The 21,995-nt window shown below is 33.5% G+C and carries 20 protein-coding genes; 10 read left to right on the plus strand and 10 right to left on the minus strand.

From position 1 onward, the window contains the following. Window positions 1-60: 60 nt before the first annotated feature. Both ACFX5E_RS01050 and ACFX5E_RS01055 read right to left on the minus strand, forming a co-directional pair. Window positions 61-297, minus strand: a complete 237-nt coding sequence (locus tag ACFX5E_RS01050; protein ID WP_379853310.1) for a hypothetical protein — start codon at window positions 295-297, stop codon at window positions 61-63. Window positions 298-351: 54 nt separating this feature from the next. Further along, window positions 352-1,551, minus strand: coding sequence for a THUMP domain-containing class I SAM-dependent RNA methyltransferase (locus ACFX5E_RS01055; RefSeq protein ID WP_379853311.1), 1,200 nt, complete (start codon window positions 1,549-1,551; stop codon window positions 352-354). Window positions 1,552-1,620: 69 nt separating this feature from the next. On the opposite strand from ACFX5E_RS01055, the gene ACFX5E_RS01060 reads away from it, so the two are divergent. Further along, on the plus strand, window positions 1,621-2,385 hold the full coding sequence (locus tag ACFX5E_RS01060; protein WP_379853312.1) for a class I SAM-dependent methyltransferase: 765 nt from the start codon (window positions 1,621-1,623) through the stop codon (window positions 2,383-2,385). A 109-nt stretch (window positions 2,386-2,494) separates the two neighbouring features. Then, window positions 2,495-3,163: a ZIP family metal transporter gene (locus ACFX5E_RS01065; protein ID WP_379853313.1), complete on the plus strand. Its 669-nt coding sequence runs from the start codon at window positions 2,495-2,497 to the stop codon at window positions 3,161-3,163. A gap of 57 nt (window positions 3,164-3,220) precedes the next feature. Here the strand turns inward: ACFX5E_RS01065 and ACFX5E_RS01070 are convergent, their stop codons facing one another. Together ACFX5E_RS01070 and ACFX5E_RS01075 are read right to left on the minus strand one after the other, a co-directional pair. Continuing rightward, window positions 3,221-5,611, minus strand: coding sequence for a TonB-dependent receptor (locus ACFX5E_RS01070; RefSeq protein ID WP_379853314.1), 2,391 nt, complete (start codon window positions 5,609-5,611; stop codon window positions 3,221-3,223). 156 nt (window positions 5,612-5,767) lie between these two features. Next, the gene (locus tag ACFX5E_RS01075) at window positions 5,768-6,910 is read right to left on the minus strand and encodes a helix-turn-helix domain-containing protein (protein WP_379853315.1); all 1,143 of its coding nucleotides are present in this window, start codon (window positions 6,908-6,910) and stop codon (window positions 5,768-5,770) included. A 211-nt stretch (window positions 6,911-7,121) separates the two neighbouring features. On the opposite strand from ACFX5E_RS01075, the gene murQ reads away from it, so the two are divergent. From murQ to ACFX5E_RS01110, 7 genes are all read left to right on the plus strand, one after another. After that, window positions 7,122-7,937, plus strand: coding sequence for an N-acetylmuramic acid 6-phosphate etherase (murQ, locus tag ACFX5E_RS01080; RefSeq protein ID WP_379853316.1), 816 nt, complete (start codon window positions 7,122-7,124; stop codon window positions 7,935-7,937). Window positions 7,938-7,983: 46 nt separating this feature from the next. Beyond that, window positions 7,984-8,454, plus strand: coding sequence for a hypothetical protein (locus ACFX5E_RS01085; protein ID WP_379853317.1), 471 nt, complete (start codon window positions 7,984-7,986; stop codon window positions 8,452-8,454). Between the two features lie 4 nt (window positions 8,455-8,458). Then, the gene (locus tag ACFX5E_RS01090) at window positions 8,459-8,680 is read left to right on the plus strand and encodes a DUF6095 family protein (RefSeq protein WP_379853318.1); all 222 of its coding nucleotides are present in this window, start codon (window positions 8,459-8,461) and stop codon (window positions 8,678-8,680) included. Next, entirely contained in the window at window positions 8,681-9,253 is a 573-nt protein-coding gene (locus ACFX5E_RS01095) for a pentapeptide repeat-containing protein (protein ID WP_379853319.1), read from the plus strand. Between the two features lie 26 nt (window positions 9,254-9,279). After that, on the plus strand, window positions 9,280-10,128 hold the full coding sequence (locus ACFX5E_RS01100) for a DUF922 domain-containing protein (RefSeq protein WP_379853320.1): 849 nt from the start codon (window positions 9,280-9,282) through the stop codon (window positions 10,126-10,128). A 157-nt stretch (window positions 10,129-10,285) separates the two neighbouring features. Next, window positions 10,286-10,660 (plus strand): DNA topoisomerase IV, encoded by a 375-nt coding sequence (locus ACFX5E_RS01105; RefSeq protein ID WP_379853321.1) that lies wholly within the window; start codon window positions 10,286-10,288, stop codon window positions 10,658-10,660. 40 nt (window positions 10,661-10,700) lie between these two features. Further along, window positions 10,701-11,474, plus strand: coding sequence for a TerC family protein (locus ACFX5E_RS01110; protein WP_379853322.1), 774 nt, complete (start codon window positions 10,701-10,703; stop codon window positions 11,472-11,474). Between the two features lie 36 nt (window positions 11,475-11,510). Here ACFX5E_RS01110 and ACFX5E_RS01115 read toward each other — a convergent pair whose 3' ends face one another. From ACFX5E_RS01115 to ychF, 6 genes are all read right to left on the minus strand, one after another. Beyond that, window positions 11,511-14,168: a DNA gyrase/topoisomerase IV subunit A gene (locus tag ACFX5E_RS01115; protein ID WP_379853323.1), complete on the minus strand. Its 2,658-nt coding sequence runs from the start codon at window positions 14,166-14,168 to the stop codon at window positions 11,511-11,513. A gap of 53 nt (window positions 14,169-14,221) precedes the next feature. Then, window positions 14,222-14,407 (minus strand): hypothetical protein, encoded by a 186-nt coding sequence (locus ACFX5E_RS01120; RefSeq protein WP_465254604.1) that lies wholly within the window; start codon window positions 14,405-14,407, stop codon window positions 14,222-14,224. A gap of 125 nt (window positions 14,408-14,532) precedes the next feature. After that, window positions 14,533-14,940 (minus strand): nucleotidyltransferase substrate binding protein, encoded by a 408-nt coding sequence (locus ACFX5E_RS01125; protein ID WP_379853324.1) that lies wholly within the window; start codon window positions 14,938-14,940, stop codon window positions 14,533-14,535. A gap of 9 nt (window positions 14,941-14,949) precedes the next feature. After that, window positions 14,950-16,812, minus strand: a complete 1,863-nt coding sequence (locus ACFX5E_RS01130) for a DNA topoisomerase IV subunit B (protein WP_379853325.1) — start codon at window positions 16,810-16,812, stop codon at window positions 14,950-14,952. 144 nt (window positions 16,813-16,956) lie between these two features. Then, window positions 16,957-17,487, minus strand: a complete 531-nt coding sequence (locus ACFX5E_RS01135; RefSeq protein WP_379853326.1) for an NADPH-dependent FMN reductase — start codon at window positions 17,485-17,487, stop codon at window positions 16,957-16,959. A 393-nt stretch (window positions 17,488-17,880) separates the two neighbouring features. Then, on the minus strand, window positions 17,881-18,975 hold the full coding sequence (gene ychF / locus ACFX5E_RS01140; RefSeq protein WP_379853327.1) for a redox-regulated ATPase YchF: 1,095 nt from the start codon (window positions 18,973-18,975) through the stop codon (window positions 17,881-17,883). 302 nt (window positions 18,976-19,277) lie between these two features. On the opposite strand from ychF, the gene ACFX5E_RS01145 reads away from it, so the two are divergent. Further along, window positions 19,278-21,995 (plus strand): TonB-dependent receptor, encoded by a 2,718-nt coding sequence (locus ACFX5E_RS01145; RefSeq protein ID WP_379853328.1) that lies wholly within the window; start codon window positions 19,278-19,280, stop codon window positions 21,993-21,995.

Here is a 21,995-nt window from a genome sequence, read left to right on the forward strand (position 1 = left end):
TAGCGAATTAGCGGTCAATAGTCCAAAAATGTTTAAAACTGAAGATCCGTAATTTCTACTCTACCCTATTTCTTTGATTCCCTTTATAAAAATCCATTTCATAAATAATTTCTCTCCGTCTTTGGTTTTTACAGCTTGGAATTTTGGAGCTAAAATTGTTCCAATTACAAAAGCAGTAAATGGAATCCAAAAACCGTTTAACATTGTATATCGATCCACCAAATATCGAAAGGATATAAAAAATATTGCAAAAGAACCTAATTGATATAAAAAGGCACGTACTTGTAATTTGGTCATTTTTGTGTTTAAAGTTAAAGGTTTAAAAAAGTTAAAGTTGCAACCATTTAATTACTACAAACTGCTATCTGAAATCTGATCGGTGCTACCTAAATCCTCAACTTGAAATTTCGTTCTCTTACTTCCTTCGTACATTTCGTATTTCACTAATCTCGCTTCTAAACTGGCGTTAAAAAGTTTGATTTTTCTCGAAGGTTTTAAGCCAACGTATTTCAGTGCTTCAAGATTTGCTGTGATAAACCAAGCATTTGTACCCGGATAATTTTTCTTTAACGTATCTCCAATATTTTTGTAGAACTCTTCCATATGGATATCCAAACGCTCATCATAAGGCGGATTGAAAACCATATGCAATTTTCCTTGAGATGTTTTTTCGGTATCAAAAAAGTTCTTTTCCTCGATGGTTATATACTCATCAAGATTCGCATTTTTGATATTGTCTTTGGCTTTCTGAACCGCACTTGGTGCTTTATCGTACCCTTTTATAGTGTAATGAAATTCTCTAACTCTTTTCAACAAACTATCCGAAATGCTATCAAATAAATCATTATCCCAATCGTTCCATTTTTCGAAAGCAAATTCTTTACGGTTAATGTTTGCTGGAATATTACATGCAATCATAGCTGCTTCAGCCAGAAAAGTTCCGGAACCACACATTGGATCCAAGAAATCGCCTTGACCATCCCAACCCGAAAGCAACAAGATTCCTGCTGCTAAAACTTCGTTTATAGGAGCAATATTCGTCGCCGTTCTATATCCACGTTGATGCAAAGAATTTCCAGAAGTATCCAATGCAACCGAAACTTGGTCTTTGTCAATATGGATATTAATTCTCAAATCAGGAAAAACTTTATCAATACTGGGTCGCTGCCCGGTTCTTTCCCTAAATTGATCTACAATCGCATCTTTACACTTTTGAGAAACAAATTCCGAGTGATTAAAATATTCCGAATGTACCGTAGCATCAATCACAAAAGTCTGATTGGCGTTCAGTAATTTAGACCAATTCACTCCTGAAATGCCTTTGTATAAAGCCTGTTCGTTATTAGCCTTGAAAAAATAAATAGGCTTTAAGATTTTCAAAGCCGTACGCAAAGATAAATTTGCTTTGTACATAAACCCTTTATCTCCTTTAAAACTTACCATTCTCACACCTTGTTCAACGTTTTGCGCGCCCAACATCTGCAATTCTTTCGCTAGTATTTCTTCAAAACCAAAAAAGGTTTTGGCAACCATTTTAAAATTATTTTCCATTGTAAAATCAAGTATTCGGTGCAAAAATACACTAAATTTGCCTGAATCGAATTAATTGAAAAAGAATAAATGTCTGCAGCACAAAATCCACCAACTGAAAATCAATTGAAATCATCTGAAAACTGGTACACGTCTTGGTTTGACACTCCGTATTATCACATTCTTTATAAAGAAAGAAATTATAGAGAAGCGCAGGTTTTTATGGATAATATTACCCATTATCTAAATCTTCCCGAAAAGGCAAAAGTACTGGATTTAGCTTGTGGCAAAGGCCGTCATTCTATTTATTTAAATCAAATAGGGTTTGATGTTCTGGGTGCTGATCTCTCTGAAAACAGCATTGCAGAAGCCAGTAAAAACACCAATGAAACCTTACATTTCAAAGTTCACGATATGCGCGAACCTTTTGAAGAAAAATACGATGCCATTTTCAATTTGTTTACCAGCTTTGGCTATTTTGAGAATGACGAAGATAATTTAACCACTTTAAAAGCCATCAAAGAAAGCTTATCCGAATATGGATTTGCCGTAATTGACTTTATGAATGTTCCTCAAGTGCTCGAAACTCTTGTTTCTGAAGAAACTAAAACCGTGGATGAAATTGAATTTCACATCAAACGCTACCTGAAAGACGGACATATTTATAAAGAAATTGACTTTGAAGACAAAGGACAAAAATTTCATTTTACCGAAAAAGTAAAAGCCTTGACACTTCAAGATTTCGAACAATTAATGGAAGAAGCCGGAATTTACTTATTGGATATTTTCGGAGATTATAAATTGAAGAAATTCCATAAAACGGAGAGTGAACGACTAATTATGATTTTCAAATAGTTATTGGGTTAGTCGGTTAACCGTTTATAGGGTTAATTGAAAATATAAATAAACCTTGAAACAGATTAACGGTTAAACGAATAAACAAATAAACGGTTAAGCAAAAAACATGAATTATCTTTTACCATTACTTTCAGTACTAATAGGATACGGTATCGCTTTGGTTTTAAAACCAAACAACAAAACCAATCTTAAATTATTATTGGCATTTAGCGGTTCGTTTTTACTTTCATTGACGGCGATGCACTTATTACCTGAAGTGTATGAAAGTAAAAATGGTAACATCGGACTTTTTATTATGTTGGGAATTTTATTCCAAATCATACTGGAATTCTTTTCCAAAGGTGCTGAACACGGGCATGTTCACGGACATGAACATATGAATCATATTCCTTGGCTTTTGTTTATCAGCCTTTGCATTCACGCCTTTTTAGAAGGATTTCCTTTGAGTCATCATCATGATTTGGCGTTAGGAATTGCCATTCATCATTTACCAATTGCCATTATTCTTACGACATTTTTCATCAATGCAAGTCTGAACAAAAAAGCAATTTTCATTTTCATGGTTACTTTTGCAATTATGACACCGCTTGGTACCTTTTTATCGGGTTCTTTACCGGTTTTAAATGAATATTATGACGAAATAACGGCTGTTGTAATTGGAATATTATTCCATATTTCATCTACCATCATTTTCGAAAGCAGTGAAGGACACAAATTCAATATCGCCAAAGTTTCTATGATTGTGATAGGAATTGGCTTGGCGTATTTTATATAAATTTATAAAGCTAAGAAACAGAAATAAGGAGGTTTCTGTTTCCTAACTTTCAATTTTCTAATTACCTCCAGTTCTTTTATTCTCCTCCTTATTTCCAAAATCACGCTGTTGTACATTTATCTTTTTGTTTCCAAAATTATAAACCACAGATAAACGTACAAATCGATTACTTTCTTTCTCGTCATATACCTGTTTTACACCATTTACAACCGAAGTAAAATCTTTTAAGTAAGACATATTAAAAATATCATTCGCCAAAAATGCGATCTGCACGGTTTTATTATACAAATCCTGTTTAAAACCAATATCAAAACTCGAGGCATATCCTACTTCATATAATCCGCCTTTAAAAGGCGTTGTGTACGTAAAATCGATTTGCAATTTTGTCGTTTTACCTAATAAAAAAGTATTATTTGTCGAAAAATCAATTTGCAAACTGTTTGATGGTGTAGCATTGATATCTTTTATAAATTCTGTTTTTGCTCCCAAAAAGTACAATGAATTTTCATTAGACCACCAATCTGCAAAACTTGCCGAGTAACTTTCCCCTATTCCATAATTTAAGTTTTTAAAATAATTCTCACGGGTTACAATCTGGGTATTGGTTTCCGGGTTTGAGGTAAACAAAACTCCATAACCGTTTGAAATGACATTGACAAAAACACTTGTTCTCAAAACTTCTTTATACGAATGTACCAACTCAAAATTATCACTAAATGAAGGTCTTAAAAACGGATTTCCTTCAGAATAACTATTGCTGTTAATGTAAATTCTGAATGGATTCAATAAGTCAAAACGTGGCCTGTTGATTCTTTTTCCGCAATTCAAACTAAAAGTATTGTTTTCATTTTTCTTATAAGAAGCATAAAACGTTGGGAATAATTTCAAATAATTATTTTCTGTTTCTTGATTTAAAGTTTCAGAAAATCCATTTGTTTGCGTGTTCTCCAATCTTAATCCCATTTGGAAATTCCATTTTTCACTTAGTTTTTTATCTGCATTTACATAAACCGCCTGATTGTTTTCAGTGTATTTAAATCGGTTGGATTGGTTCGAATCTAATTCCGGAGTTCCTGTAATTGTATTGTAATAAAGTACATCACTTACACTATTTGTAAAACTCATTTTTGCACCATAAGACAAATTCAACGCCTGAAAAGGATGTTCCACATCTGCCTTAAAACTCCAATTGTCAATATCCTGATTCGAAATATTTGTTCCCGACTGATTGACATCTACAAATGTCATCTCTGGCGTGTAATTATCAGCGACAAAATTTCTATCGAATTTTGAACTGTAATTGAAATAATCCACATCAAAAGACATTTTCCTTTTTAAGGAATCTAGTTTGGTAATCAAATGTGCATTATACGTTTGATTTTTTGATCCTTTATCTGTAAAACTGTTATTCAGTGTAACATTATCCAATTCATTTTGAGTATTGTAATTCTCAATTCTAATATCCGATTTAAAATCAGGGTTATTTCTATCGTTTAAATATTGAAATCCAATAGTAGTACGTTCTGAAAGATCATAATCTAAAGCCAATTTACCAGAAAGATTTTCGGTTTTTACCTTTGTTACACTTTTCATATGCGAAAGTCCATCAGGAAAATACATTTTTAAATCATCTGTAGCATTCAAATAACCTGTTTTTGCATTAATGCTGGCAGAAAATCTAAACTTGTTTTTATTGTAAATAAAGTTATCTCTTAAAGTATAAATACTATATTTATTTTGATCATAAGAAACTGTAGTCGTGTTTTTCCAAGAATCACGAACTCCTTTTTTCATAATAATATTAATCAATCCACCAGTTCCTTCAGCCTCATATTTTGCCGGCGGATTGCTGATAATTTCAATATTTTTAATATCACTAGCTGAAATTGATTTCAAAAAATTATTCAGTTCCTCGCCCCCTAATTCAATCATTCGTCCATCTATCATAACACGGGATGTTCCTTTTCCTAATATATTAATTGTAGTACTTTGGACGACAACTCCGGGAGCCGTATTAATGGCGCTTAAAGCGTCTCCGCCAACCGTTGTAACATTGTTTTCGAGATTATAAACCAAACGATCCGTTTTCTGTTCGATTGGTTTCTTTTTAGATTGAATGACAACCTCTGTCAAATTGGTTGCGCCTTCTTTTAAATTGATTGTTCCTAAATCAGCATCATTTTCTATTGTAAACTCTTTTTCATAATCTGTAAATCCTAAAAGGCTGATCCCAATTTTATAAGAACCTTTTTTAAGGTTAATTTCAAAAGAACCATCCTGTATAGATATTGTTCCGTCAATAATTTTTCCTTCTGAATTAGATATGGAAACATCTGCCCATTCTAATGGAATTATTTCGTTTGCTATTTTTCCTTTTAATTTAAATGATGCTTGTGCTAAACAAAATAGAGGCAATAATAAAAAAATAAGGAGATTTGCTTTTTTCATGATTTCTAATTTTAAAACTTATTTCGATTAATTTGAAGCAAAGTTGCCTTAGAAATTTTCAGAAATCGACCGACAAAAAAAAGTCGAACCAATTTCTATTCAGAAAACCAGTTCGACTTTATTAGCTATGAAGTACGACTTTTTACAAACAGCTTATTATGAATCATTTCTATAAGCAGTAGGTGTTAAATTGGTGTATTTTTTAAAAGAAGTATTAAAAGAAGATTTGGAGTTAAAACCAACTTCGTATAAAATTTCCAAAACGGTAAGCTGACTTCTGGACTGATCTTTCAAAATACCCATCGCTTTTTGAATACGATATTCATTGACAAAATCAAAAAAGTGCTGATCCATATGATGATTAATTAAAACAGATAAATCCCGAACCGGAATATCAATTTGATTGGCAAGCTCCTGAATCGTGAGTGACGGATCAAGAAACGGTTCTTCTTCAGCCATATATTGTTTCAATGTCGAAATTTGACTGGAAATAGCATCGTCTTGAACATCTTTACATTCTGTTTTTTCTTCGACTTCAGGCAGAATATCTTTTGCCAATTTCAATTTAGAATTAACACCTCTAAAAAGTTCGGGATGATTGAGCGCTTTCATGATAAACCAGCACGTTATAAGCAAAGCAATAGCCCCTACAAGTACATTTGTCCAAAGAAATATCTCTCTGAAACCGCTATAACGCAATACATTTTTTAATGCCACAATAGAATGTGCGATAAGAAAAACACATGTTATCTGAAAAAGCCATTTATAAGTCGCAGTACTCGAATCAGCGTAATTTTCTAAATAGATTTCTTTATACTTTTTCAAAATCAAAAATACGCTGACGATATAAAATACATATTGAAATTCAATTAAAATCTGAATCAGGTATATCTCTGGCATCTGATTAAGCGTTGCCGCAAAACTATCTTTATCTATGTTTGTGCTAAGATAAATCCTTGGAATAAAAACCAAATTGACCAATAAAAAAGGAAGTAAATGTACTAAGTGTTTCCACTTTAATCTAAAATCAGAATAACAGACTGCCAGTACAAAAAGATAAAATAAAGGCATTCCAAACAAACAGGCTGTAGATCTAAAAATCTCTAAATTCAACTCATTACGAGTACCAACGTCAATAAAAAATCCGCTAAGATCGATAGCAGAGAAAATAAAAAACCAGGCAAACAAACGATTTGCTAATTTATTTTCGGTTTTAACCGTTAATAAAAAAAACGCAAGCAATAAAGAAACAAAAACTGAGATGCGACCAATCCCCTGCAGCAAGCTTAATCTATCCATTTATCTTTTAATATTTAACAAATATAGTATTTTAGTTCACGTGACAACAATTTGAAAAGCTTTCTCTGAATAAGAAATTAAAACTGTAAAAATTACTCCATCTTTATAAAAGTAACGAAACTTGAAACTTTTAAAACTTGAAACTAAAAATAGAAAATATCGAGATTGTGATAAAAAAGTTTAATTTTGGAGTTGTCCAATTATATGAAAAATGACCTTCACAAAAACCACCGAACAATCCTCAAAATACGAACATTTAGAAAAAATGTCGGTTCAGGAATTACTTTCTAATATCAATCAGGAAGATAAAACTGTTCCACTTGCTGTAGAAAAAGCGTTGCCACAAATAGAAAATTTAGTCACTGAAATAGTTTCGAAAATGAAGTTAGGCGGCCGATTATTCTACATTGGCGCAGGAACTTCAGGCCGTATTGGAATCCTTGACGCATCTGAATGTCCACCAACATTTGGCGTCCCTTTCGCTTTAGTTATTGGAATAATTGCCGGTGGCGACACCGCCATCCGTATAGCCGTAGAAAATGCCGAAGACAACGCTACTCAAGCCTGGATTGATTTGAAAGCTTTCGACGTAAATGAAAATGATATCGTCATAGGAATTGCTGCTTCGGGAACAACACCTTATGTAATTGGAGGATTGCAAGCTTGCAACGAAAACAATATAACTACAGGAAGTATTTCTTGCAATGCAGGAAGTCCGCTTTCGCAAACCGCAAAATTCCCAATCGAAGTAGTTGTCGGACCTGAATTTGTAACGGGAAGTTCCCGTATGAAAGCTGGAACAGCCCAAAAATTAGTTCTGAATATGATTTCTACAACCACCATGATTCAACTTGGGAAAGTGAAAGGCAATAAAATGGTCGACATGCAATTGAGTAATAGCAAACTGGTCGATCGAGGTGTGAAAATGATTATGGAAGAAATTCCAGTTTCCTACGAGCAAGCTTCCAAATTATTAAAAAAACACGGAAGCGTTAGAAAAGCAGTTGATAATTACATTGGTCAGTAAACCGCTTCTATTTAATTTTACAAAAAACCTTAACCTTAAACATTATATGAAATCAAAATTCCTACTCTTTGCTTTTTTATTATTTTCTACAGTATCCTTTTCTCAACAACTTACTTTGAAATCCGGTGGAAGAATATATGATTCCAACAACCAAAAACTTTCAAACTCAGCTGTAAAAGAATTACTTGCTTCGCAACCCGAACTTCTTGAACAATACAAACAAGGAAGAACAAAAGCATCAGTGGGAGGTTTCCTATTGGGATTTGGAATAGGTATGTTAAGTTCTGATTTGGTTACAGGATTAACACAAGATAAAACCTATCCTACAACACTAACTTACATTGGGCTGGCATCTACACTTATATCTATTCCAGTAATAATGGGCCATTCAAAAAAAATAAAGAAGGCAATTGATGGATACAATGAATCCGTGTTAATCAATAAAACTGGATTTAATTTCGAAAAAATTAATGTGATCACCAATCAAAACGGAATTGGTATGCGAATCTCTTTTTAAATAAATGGCAACTAACAAAGAACTATTGGCAAAAGGAATCAAATATTTAGCGGGAGCTTTGCCGTTACTATTTATAGGCCCATCATTGATTTATAATGCATTTATGAATCAAGAAAATATATGGCATTATTTGGTTTTAGCAATAGGAATCATTGCCTGTATTGCTTCCATGTTTTTAATGTTTTTGGGTTTAAAAACAATTATGAAAAGCTTATTTAACGACTAAATGGAAAATTTAATTCACGTTCAAAAAACATTTGAAAAAATCGTTTACGTCGATAAAAAAGTAAACAATAGAGAATTTGAGGATTGCGTTTTTAAAAACTGTGATTTATCGAATAGTGATTTCTCCTATAGCACTTTTATGGATTGCGAGTTCATTGATTGTAATCTGGCCATGACCAAACTATCAGGAACAAGCTTGAAAGGGGTACAATTCAAAAACTGTAAATTGTTGGGTATCCAATTTGAGGAATGCGATGATTTCTTGTTTAATGTGAATTTTCAGGATTGTGTTTTGGATTATTCTTCATTTGCCAATAAAAAAATGCCAAAGACAAAATTCAATTCCTGTTCGTTGAAAGATACTTCCTTTATTGGAACCAATCTTACAAGTTCCGTTTTTGATAACAGTAATTTGGATGGAGCTATTTTTAACAATACGCAATTAGGCGGAGCCGATTTTTCAAAAGCATCTAATTTTAAAATTGATCCCATATTCAATCCGATGAAAAAAGCCAAGTTTTCTACCCAAGGAATTATAGGGCTTCTGGACAAATACGATATTAAAATTTTGTGATTTTGCAACAAAAAATCGTTAGATATATGTACAAAACAATCTTACTCTTCTCATTATTTGTCTTACTAGTTTCTTGTTTACCTAAAATTGGGACAACAATAATTTCTAAACAAAATGCACTTTCAGAAAATGATTATGTTTTAGTAATTGAAGAATCAGATTTTTTTAATAATGACGGCATCAAAATCGGAACAATAAAGTCCACTGACAAGGGCTTTTCTTCAAATTGCAATTATGACGATATAATTGAAAATTTTAAAAAAATATGCAAACAAAATGGTGCAAATATTTTAAACATTATAGAGCATCAGTTACCGGACCAATGGAGTTCTTGTCACCGCGTTGAAGCTATAATGTGTAAAGTTCCAGATTATAAAGCTCACGAAAAACAAATTGAATGGTCAAAAGACAGGAAATTGACTTGGAATGATTTTAAAGGAAAACCAATAAACAGGACCGATTTTACTGCTGCTGGTGCAGAATCAAATTGTGGATTTGGATTCCAATCCAATGCTGTTAGAGTATTTGGCAAAGTTAAAATGAAGGTTGTAAACACATTTGATTGTAATTCGAGCTGGGTTCTTCCAGAAAATAAAAAAAGTAATGAACTATTGGAACATGAGCAACTCCACTTTGATTTAAGCCAAATTTACGCCCGCCAATTAAGAAAAAAATTAGCCTATAGTAAATTGAATCTTTTTAATTTCACGACAGAATCAAACAAAATATTCGACGACATTTTCTTTTTATATAAGGAAAGACAAAATCTTTATGACACAGAAACAAATCATGGAATTAATAATGCAGCTCAAAAGAAATGGAAAAAAAATATAGAAACAGAATTAGATGAATTAGAAACTTATTCCGTAAACTGAAATTATTATTAAATAACTTCGTTTTACTCACATTTTAAGAAGAATTCTATAGAGTAACCCTAAATCCCTTGCCCTGATAGAAGTGAAAATCCTTTTTTGAGGAACGAAAAAAAAGATTGAAACGAATAGCAGGAAATAGCTCCAAAAAAAAAGAAAAATGAAAAAAATAATTTTACTTCCCATACTCCTTTTACTTGTTTCCTGCTATAATGTAGAACGAAACTGCAAAGATTTTAAAACCGGAAAATTCAAATTTGAATATAAAGTAAACGGTGTCAAAAAAACAACGTTTTTTGAACGCAATGATAGCATTGAAATCGAAACTTTTGACGGCAAAACAGATACAGCTTCGATACGATGGGTAAATGATTGCGAATATATTTTGCGAAAGCTACACCCTAAAAATAAAGCAGAGGAAAAAGCAATTGACATGAAAATTTTGACAACATCAAAAAATTCCTATACCTTTGAATTTGGAATGGTCGGTTTAGATGCTAAACAAAAAGGAACCGTTACAAAAATTTCAAATTAAACTTTTCAGATTTCAGATTCATAATTCTTAATTAAATAAAATGGAAGTATTTTTAAACCCCGATGCGTGGGTCGCCTTGTTAACATTGACATTTCTAGAAATTGTATTAGGAATTGACAACATCATTTTTATATCGATTGCCACAGGAAAATTACCAGTTGAGCAACGAAAAAGTGCCACTAAAATAGGTATGTTTCTTGCCATGTTTATGAGAATAGGTCTTTTATTTGGTATCAATCTTTTAATTCAAATGAAAGAACCTTGGTTTCACATCGATTTCAGTTGGTTTTCAGCTGGGGTTACAGGTCAGAGCCTTATTTTACTTGGTGGTGGATTATTCTTAATTTACAAGAGTACAAATGAGATTCGCGAGAAAGTTGACGAAAAAGGACATGAAGAAAAAGAATTAGGTAAGGCGGCAACAAAATCATTTCAAAATGTATTGCTACAAATTATTATGATTGATTTAGTTTTCTCTTTTGACAGTATTCTTACCGCGGTAGGGATGACAAACGGAGTTGAAGGCGCTATTTACATAATGATAACTGCAGTGGTTATTTCGGTATTAATCATGATGCAATTTGCCGTACCTGTTGGGAATTTTGTAAATGATCATCCCTCTATTCAAATATTGGGTTTATCCTTTCTGATCTTAATTGGGTTTATGTTACTTACAGAAAGTGCTCATTTATCTGATGCTTTGATTTTTGGAAATCATGTTACACCCGTACCAAAAGGCTATTTATATTTTGCCATTTCATTCTCTCTTTTAGTTGAAGTGTTGAATATGAAAATGACAAAAAAGAAAAAATAAACATAAAAAAAACTTCCGCAATTGCGGAAGTTTTTTTTATTCTAAAGTTAATGTTATTTGACCATCGTCTTCCAGTTGAATATCGAGATCACCAGCATCTATATCTCCTTTAACTTCTAATTCTTCCGGAATGATCTCTTCAGGAATTTCATAAGGCAAAGATTCTAAAAGATTTACTTGTTTCAATTTATCTGTTGTCAATTGATTGCCAAGAGCCTTAAATCCTTTTATAGTGATGTACGATTCTATATCTACAGTCATACTCTCTTTTTGAACTCCTTTTACTTTTGTAAAAATTAATTCAGCCACAGGTCGATAATCTGTTGACACGATTTCCAGTTGCGAATTAGGATGTTCGGTGATAAAACTTTCCTCTTTATTTTCAGTTTCTACCAAGAAACGCTTTACGTAATAGCGTTCTTTTTCTCCATCATAATAAACGGCGGATATTGGTTTTTTAGGAACCCATTTTTCCAAAACGACCATATCTTCATCAAAATGAGTGGCTAATTCTGGTGTAATCACTTTCAGTTTTCCGGTTTGCGAAATAACTAATATTTTATCATTCGGTCTGAATTCCCCTAATAGCTCGCCTCTTCCGTCTACGTTCAATCGTTGAACGGTATCATCAAACCAAACTTTTCTAGGCAATAAAGTCGAAATCCCTTTCTCCTTCAATTCAATTTTTTTGATCGGATATTTGGTTACCAAATTCCCTTTTGAAGCTCGTCCTTTAATAGCTAAACTTGCAAAATCAATATCGAATTTCAGTTTTTTGACACTTCCCACCTGACGTAACATAATCGTGATTACCTCAGCTTCTCCATTTGGATTACACGAAAAATACAATACTTGCGAACCCGCTGTCTCATTGGTTAAATCATAAGCTTTGTCACGAGTCACACCCGAAACATTGAAACGTTTTATATAAGAAGGACCGGATTTTCCATCACGATAAATCATGTTATAAATCGTTCGCTTATCACTTTTGTCAAAAATAGCAATGTGAATAATGTCTTTACCCACGAAGGTTTTGGCATCCACTTTTGTAATCATCATTTTTCCGTCTCGAAGAAATACGATTACATCATCAATATCAGAACAATCCGTCACATACTCGTCTTTTTTTAAACTTGTACCTACGAATCCTTCTTCCTTATTGACATATAATTTAGTATTTCTTAAAACTACTTTTGTTGCTTCGATATCGTCAAAAATACGAAGCTCCGTTTGGCGCTCTCTTCCTTTACCGTACTTCTCTTTTAACTTGGCAAAATATGCAATTGCAAAATCTATAAGATGTTCTAAATTGTGTTTTACCTGTTCGATATCCCCTTCAAGTGCTTCAATTTTATCTTGTGCCTTGTTACTGTCAAACTTGGAAATACGCATAATTCGAATATCCAATAAACGCAGAATATCCTCTTCAGTAACCGGTCGTTTCAAGTGTTTGGTGTGTGGTTTCAACCCATCATCAACGGCTTTAATTACCGTTTCTCGAGTCGTCATTTCTTCAATATCGCGATAGATTTTATTTTCAATAAAAATTCGTTCCAAAGAAAGAAAATGCCATTGTTCTTCTAATTCCGTCAACTGGATTTCCAGTTCGCTTTTCAAGAGTTGCACTGTTCTGTTTGTTGAAATCTTCAACATATCAGAAACTCCGATAAAGAGCGGTTTATTATCTTCAATCACACAGCCTAATGGCGCTACCGAAGTTTCGCAGGCTGTAAAAGCAAATAATGCATCAATGGTTTTATCAGGCGAAACACCCGGAAAAAGATGGATTAATATCTCAACCTCAGCCGCGGTATTATCTTCTATTTTTTTAATTTTGATTTTCCCTTTATCATTGGCTTTCAAAATACTGTCAATCAAAGTCGTAGTATTTGTAGAAAACGGAATTTGGGTAATCACTAAAGTATTTTTGTCCAGTTGGGCAATTTTCGCACGCACCCGCACCCTACCACCACGCAATCCATCATTATAATTAGACACATCGGCAATACCTTGCGTCATAAAATCCGGATAAATCGTAAATGGTTTTCCTTTTAAAATTTTTATTGACGAATCAATTAACTCGTTGAAATTATGAGGCAACACTTTTGTCGAAAGACCAACGGCAATCCCTTCTGCACCAGAAGCTAACAATAATGGGAATTTTACAGGAAGATTATTGGGCTCCGCTCGTCGCCCATCATAAGAAACGCCCCAATCGGTAATTTTTGGAGAATATAAAACCTCCAAGGCAAATTTTGACAATCGCGCTTCGATATAACGAGAAGCCGCGGCACCATCACCCGTGAGTATATTTCCCCAGTTTCCCTGACAGTCAATTAGTAATTCTTTCTGGCCAATTTGTACCATAGCATCACCAATACTCTGATCTCCGTGAGGATGATACTGCATGGTGTGCCCAACAACATTGGCTACTTTGTTATAACGACCGTCATCCAATTCTTTTAAAGAGTGCATAATTCTGCGCTGAACGGGTTTGAAACCGTCCTCAATAGCAGGAACTGCACGCTCCAGAATTACATAGGACGCATAATCCAGAAACCAATTTTTATACATTCCCGTAACTTTGGTAATGGTATCGTTTTCGTCTTCTTGATTATCGTAAAAATGCTGTCCTTGGGATTGTTTACCTTCGTTTTGTTCTTCTGGAATTATGTTTTCTTCTTCTTCGTCCATTTATTTTGTTTAAAACTTAAAGTTGATTTTTTTTGAATAACAAAAACTCAACCTTATTTGAAGTTCTTTTGATAAAAAATTTTGCCCACTCTATTGATATGTTCTTTTAAGCTTTCGGAATTCAAATCGTCATAGATAGAAATATCAAACAAATAAGGGGTGTTCAAATCATTAATTTCGGAACTGACCTCTCCTTTCAGATCATATTCTAAATCATTTCCTATTAATGTTATGTCTATATCTGATCCGTTTCTTTAATTTCCTTTGGCTCGTGACCCATAAATTATTACTTTGTCGATTTCAGGATGTTTAACAAACACTGAATTGATTTTGTGGATGGTTTCTTGATTTAGTCCAAATTCCATCATAAAAATGTCTTCATTTTTAAATAAAACTCTTTTATAACTGGATAATATTTATGAATAATATTATCATATTCAACATCTAAAACTTCTTCATTATAGGTATGAACCGTTTCATTTCTGCTCTTTATCATGTCCATCCAAATTTGACCTTCAACTATTAGACCCTTATTAAAAGATTCCCTAGTAGCACTTTTTGATCCCATTATATTCTGAATCCCTTCCTCCTCCAAAAAATCCTTCATTACCTTCCATGCCAATTCATGAGTAAATTCAAATCGCTGAACTGTACCTACTTTTATAATGTTTTCAGGATTATCACCATAGTTTTCTATCCCGTCTGTTAATTGGGAAAGTGCTTTTTCAAAATTCTGAAACCTTTGTTTCCAGCGTATATCTTGATTTTCCATAAATTTAATTTAATTTGGCTCAACCGCATCTAAATCCACCTTCAAATTCTTGATGATAAATTCCTGACGATCCGGTGTGTTTTTACCCATATAGAAAGATAATAATTGCTCAATTGAAGTATTTTTATCCATCATAATCGGATCCAAACGAATGGTTTCTCCAATGAAGTTTTTAAACTCATCCGGAGAAATTTCTCCCAATCCTTTAAATCGGGTGATTTCCGGTTTTGGTTTTAATTTTTCGATTGCCGCTTTTCTTTCCTCATCGGAATAGCAATATATTGTTTCTTTCTTGTTTCGAACTCTGAAAAGTGGCGTTTGCAAAATGTACAAATGCCCTTCTTTTATTAATTCAGGAAAAAACTGCAGGAAAAAAGTAATCAACAACAAGCGAATGTGCATTCCATCTACATCGGCATCGGTTGCGATTACGATGTTGTTGTAGCGCAATTTTTCTAATCCGTCTTCAATATCCAGCGCTGCCTGTAACAAATTGAATTCTTCATTTTCATAAACAATTTTCTTGCTCATTCCATATGAATTCAAGGGCTTACCACGCAAACTAAAAACGGCTTGGGTATTTACATCACGAGATTTGGTAATCGATCCAGAAGCTGAATCCCCCTCGGTAATGAAAAGTGTACTCTCCAAATTTTTAGGATTTTTAGTATCCGGAAGATGGGCACGACAATCTCTTAATTTTTTGTTGTGCAGATTCGCTTTTTTGGCACGATCTGTCGCTAATTTTCGAATACCGGATAATTCTTTACGTTCTCTTTCGGCTTGAAGAATTTTTCGCAATAATGCTTCTGCAGTTGGAGTGTTCTTGTGTAAATAATTATCTAATTTCGTTTTCACAAAATCATTTACAAAAGTACGCACGGATGGCATTCCCGGTTCAGAACCCATATCAGTTGAACCTAATTTGGTTTTGGTCTGAGACTCAAAAACCGGCTCCATTACTTTAATACTTACAGCGGTAACGATCGATTTTCGAACATCTGAAGCCTCAAAACTTTTATTATAAAACTCCCGAATGGTTTTTACAATCGCTTCACGGTATGCCACTAAATGCGTTCCTCCCTGAGTTGTGTTTTGTCCGTTTACGAAGGAATGGTATTCTTCGCTGTATTGTGTTTTACTGTGGGTCAAGGCAATTTCTATATCTTCTCCTTTCAAGTGAATGATTGGGTATTCCAAATCATCTGCGTGAATGGTTTCTTCCAATAAATCTCTCAGACCATTTTCAGAAAAATATTTTTCACCATTAAATAAAATGGTCAAACCATTGTTTAAGTAACAATAGTTTTTGAGCATTTTGATTACATATTCATATCTGAATTTGTAATTTTTGAAAATCGCTTCGTCAGGAGTAAAAATTACTTTAGTTCCTTTGCGTTTAGTTGTGTCAATAATATCTTCTTCGAGAACTAAGTTTCCTGCCGAAAATTCAGCAGCCTTTTGTTTCTCGTCACGAACGGATTCTACACGAAAATAGTTCGACAAAGCATTTACCGCTTTTGTCCCTACTCCATTTAAACCTACGGATTTCTTAAATGCCAATGAATCGTATTTTCCGCCCGTATTCATTTTAGAAACCACATCAATCACTTTACCTAATGGAATTCCACGACCGTAATCCCTAACGGTAACGGTCTTATCCTTAATAGTCACCTCAATAGTTTTTCCGGCCCCCATGACAAATTCATCGATACAGTTGTCGAGAACTTCTTTTAAAAGAATATAAACACCATCATCTGGCGAAGAACCATCTCCCAATTTCCCGATGTACATTCCGGGACGCATGCGAATATGTTCTTTCCAGTCGAGTGACCGAATATTATCTTCGGTATATTGATTTTGATCGGACATTGTAAATTTTGTGGATTTTGTGCTAATGTAGTGTAATTAGATAAATTTTAAAACAGGCAGATGCCAAAGTTATTAAGAATAATATTGACAACTGATTTCTGATTTAGGATTAACGATTTTAGATTGCAGATTTTTACAAAAAAATTAAACGATTGAAAAATTCATAATAATATCTTTGAGTTGTTTATCCAATTCCGGATTTGAAATTTTCCCGTTTTCCACATCAAAATTAGCATCAAAACTAGGCAGCGAAAAAGTTGCTTTTATATTCCCACCGTAAAAAGGAAAAGCGTTTTTAGCTATTCCCAAAACACTTGCTCCTCCTTTGGTTCCTGTAGATGTCGCCATCAGCAACATTGGTTTTTCCTGAAAAACTTTTGCGTTTATTCTGGTACACCAATCAAAAACATTCTTGAAAGCCACTGAATAATTCCCGTTATTCTCTGCCATGGAAACTACTAAAATATCGGCGGTGGTAATTTTAGAGAGAAAAGCTTTTGCTAAATCATGCTGTCCAATTTCTTTTTCGATATCAACACTAAAAATTGGCATTTGGAAATCATTTAAATCCAGTACTTCCACTTCTGCATTTTCAAAAAGATTTGCGGCATAAGTTGCTAATTTTTTGTTGATGGAGTTTTTACTGGGGCTTGCGCCAAAGGCTATAATTTTCATGATACTTTATTTTTTTTAAAAGTACTGAAAAATTTACAAAAATTGAATTCCAATCCCGATAACAATCGCGACAAAATTCCAAGTTGATTCTTCAACATTGCTTTTTGAAAAAAAATTAGAATAATCAACTTGGAATGTTGAATTTTGAAGTTTTTAGGAATTGGTAAAAAACTATATTTATTGGTATTTTACCCCAGATTGAATTGGAAAGCATTTTTCAAGAACGATTATTTTTTCTAGGCCATAAAGAGCGACCAAAGGAAGCTCCTTTATGTTCTTAGAAAAAAAAGAGATCTGAGAAAATCTTGAAACGGAAAGCTGGATTAGGTCCATAAAAAAATCGAAAGCTATTACTAACTTTCGACTTTATGTCTTTGGACTTTATGTCTTTTTTTAGACGTTAAACCTAAAGTGCATCACATCTCCGTCTTTAACAATATATTCTTTTCCTTCCACTTTGAATTTCCCTGCTTCTTTACATTTAGCTTCAGAACCGTAATGAACGAAATCTTCGTATGCAATAACTTCAGCACGGATGAACCCTTTTTCGAAATCAGTGTGGATAACTCCAGCTGCTTGTGGCGCAGTTGCTCCAATATTGATGGTCCAAGCACGAACTTCTTTTACACCTGCAGTGAAATACGTTTGTTGTTTCAATAATTTGTATGCCGCACGAATCAAAACGGAAGCACCTGGTTCTTTTAAACCCATATCTTCAAGAAAAACTTGACGCTCTTCATAACTTTCTAATTCTGTGATATCGGCTTCAGCACCTACAGAAAGAATAATTACTTCGGCATCTTCATCTTTTACTAATTCTCGAATTTGATCTACGTATGTATTTCCGTTTACCGCTGAATTTTCATCCACATTACAAACGTACAAAACTGGTTTTGCAGTAATTAACTGAAACGCTTCCATTAAAACCTCTTCGTCATTGTTTTGAGGAACAACTATTCTAGCCGATTTTGCCTGAAGTAATGTTTCTCTGATTCGGTCTAAAAGTGCTTTCTCCGTTTGCGCCTCTTTATTTCCTGTTTTAGCGGCACGATTTACTTTTTCTAAACGTTTTTCAACATTTTCCAAATCTTTCAGTTGCAACTCAATATCGATGGTTTCTTTATCCCGAATTGGATTTACATTTCCGTCAACGTGAACAATATTATCATTGTCAAAACAACGCAAAACGTGAATAATTGCATTACATTCTCTAATGTTTCCTAGAAACTGATTTCCTAATCCTTCCCCTTTACTAGCACCTTTAACTAAACCTGCAATATCAACAATATCAACAGTTGCCATTTGCACACGTTCCGGTTTAACCAATTCCTCTAATTTTTCCATTCTGGAATCCGGTACATTTACTACACCAATATTAGGTTCGATTGTACAAAACGGAAAGTTAGCACTTTGTGCTTTTGCATTTGATAAACAATTGAATAATGTTGATTTTCCAACATTCGGTAATCCTACAATTCCTGCTTTCATGTCTAGATAATATTTGTTTTTTTATGGAACATGGTATCGCCATTCTTAATGTATTTTTTATATTTAAATCTTGGCGAGTTCATGGTATTTTTTTAGATAATAGCTCCCTGCTAAAAGTTTTAGTGTTTGCTTTAAAAGTTTGCAAATATAAGATTTAATAAATGCCGCATAACCAAAAAGAAAAATTAATAATCTTTTGATAACTTTTTTATAAAAAATTGTAGTATTTCCTAATGTTTTCTTAAAAAAAAATTATATTGCAGATGATTTCAAACCAAACAAAAACCAAAAAACAACTAATTATGAAAAAAATTGCATTATTATTATTTCTGTTAAACGTCACGTTTCTTTTTGCACAAAAAGAGGTCTCGGGCGTTGTAAAAGATAATAGCGGCGTGGCATTGCCAGGCGTTAACATTGTCGAAAAAGGAACAAACAACGGTGTCTCAACTGATATCGATGGAGCTTACAAAATTAAAGTTAAAGACGGAGCCACTTTGGTATTCAGTTATGTTGGTTTTAATAAATTAGAGAAAGAAGCAACAAGCTCAAGAATTGATGTTGTCTTATCTGAAGAAGGCGGACAAGCCTTAGATGAGATTGTAGTTACAGGAACAAGAACTGCTCCTAGAAGTAACACTACAACTGCTCTTCCTATTGATGTAATATCCGCTAAGGATTTAGCTTCAACTGGACAAGCTTCTTTTGACAAAGCTTTACAGTACAAAATACCATCATTTAATACAGTTCAAACGCCTGTAAATGATGCGACTTCATTATTGGATCCTTATGAAATTAGAAATATGGGACCAAGTAGAACGTTAATCTTGATAAATGGAAAGAGAAAAAACATGAGTTCACTTGTGTATACACAGACTTCTCCAGGACGTGGAGAAACAGGTTCGGATATCTCTGCAATTCCAACAGATGCTATTGAAAGAGTTGAAATTCTTCGTGATGGAGCATCGGCTCAATATGGTTCTGACGCTATTGCAGGAGTAATGAATATTATCTTGAAAAAGAATACTAATTATGGATCTGTAACAGTAAGAACCGGAGTTACATCTGAGGGAGATGGTGAAATGTTAGGCGTAAGTTTAAACAATGGATCTACTGTAGGTGATAGAGGCTTTGTAAATTACACGGTCGATTTTTCTAAAGTTAACCTAGCAAACAGACCTGGAAAAGTTGATGCTGCTGCTGAAGCTGATAGTAACACTGGATTTGGTGCTCCTTTAGCTGATGTTCAAGCCTTCCTTGCAAAATATCCAGATGCTGGAAATATTAATGGTTCCCCTGAAACTGCCGCTGCAAAATTTTTAGTAAATGGTGGTGTCAATTATACTGAAAACACACAACTATACTACAACGCTGCATATGTTTATAAAAAAGTTAACTCATTTGCAAACTATAGAACTCCGTATTGGAGAACTTTAAACGATTATCCTTATTTGCTCAACTTGTTTGGTGATGGTGTAAATGCTAGCTCCTATGTAGGATATGTACCGACATTTATAGGAGATTTAAACGATTACAATGCTACAGTGGGATACAAATCAGTAAAAAATGACTGGAATACCGATGTGAGTTTAACTACGGGCGGAAACAAACAAACGTATACCGTGAGTAATTCTCATAACAGATCAACAGATCAAAATGGTGATTTTATTTACGGTGGTTCTACTCCAATTACTTTCAAACCAGGTGGAACTTCATTTAATCATATTGTGGGTAATCTAGATATCTCAAAAGTATTATCTGATAAAGTGAGTATTGGTTTTGGATCTGAATTCAGAACAGAAAATTTCGAAATCATAGCTGGGGACGAAGCTTCGTACGTGGGAGTTGGTGCAGATTCATTTCAGGGTAATACTCCTGAGAATTCAGGAAAATTCAATCGTTACAATTTAGGTGGTTATTTTGATGTTGCTTATGATGTAACTAAAGATTTCTTGATTAACGGTACTGTGCGTTATGAAGATTATAGTGATTTTGGAGGCGCGACGATTTGGAAAGTAAGTTCAAGATATAAATTCTTAGACGATAAAGTCACATTAAGAGGATCACTTTCAACTGGCTTTAGAGCACCATCATTACATCAAATTTACACTCAAAAATCGCAATCCTCTTTCCAAGCGGGTGGAGCTATTGTAGTAACTGGACTAATAAACAATGTTTCTTCAGCAGCCAGACAAAACGGAATACCTAAACTAGATGCTGAAAAATCGAATAACTTAACATTAGGTTTTGGATTAAAACCATCTAAAGATTTTTCTTTTACTGTAGATTACTATAATATTAAAGTAAAAGACAGAGTATTACTAAGTAATGAAATTGCTTTTGAACTTGATCAAAATGGAGAACCAACTAATCAACAAAGTTTCTTTGTGAATGGTATGGATACTAAAACTTCTGGACTGGATGTAGTTGCTAGTTATAGAAACATTGAATTAGGCTCTGGAAAATTAGGTCTTAATTTCTCTGGAAATTACACTTTCGTAAATGAAAGAGATGGAGCGGTAAAAGACCCTCAAAGTGTTAAAAACTTATCTGGTGCTTTAGCGGGGCAAACAATTATTGATGCAACTCAAGAAGCGTTACTTTTTAGTTCAAGACCAAAATTTAAATATATTTTAGGTGGAGATTATGAAATTGGAAAATTTGGTTTTTCTTTGAACAATACTGTTTTTGGACCTACAAAATTCAAAAATGCTGGTATGAGCGACGATTTAAGAATTGAATTTTTAACTAAAGTAGTTACGGATTTAGGAGTTACATTTTCTGCAACTGAAAAATTAACAATCGCATTAAACGTAAACAATTTATTAAACGTTTTACCAGAATGGAAATTTAAAGCAGAAAATGCAGCTGGAACGGCTTTAATAAATAATGCTGTAGGCATCAAGGAGCAGTCAAACTTAATTACTTTCAACCAACGTTATTCTCAAATGACGTATGATGGATATCATTTTAGCCAATTGGGAACTATGTTTAATTTATCTTTAAACTATAAATTCTAA

This window comes from Flavobacterium xylosi, from assembly GCF_042787345.1.
Classification (GTDB): domain Bacteria; phylum Bacteroidota; class Bacteroidia; order Flavobacteriales; family Flavobacteriaceae; genus Flavobacterium; species Flavobacterium xylosi.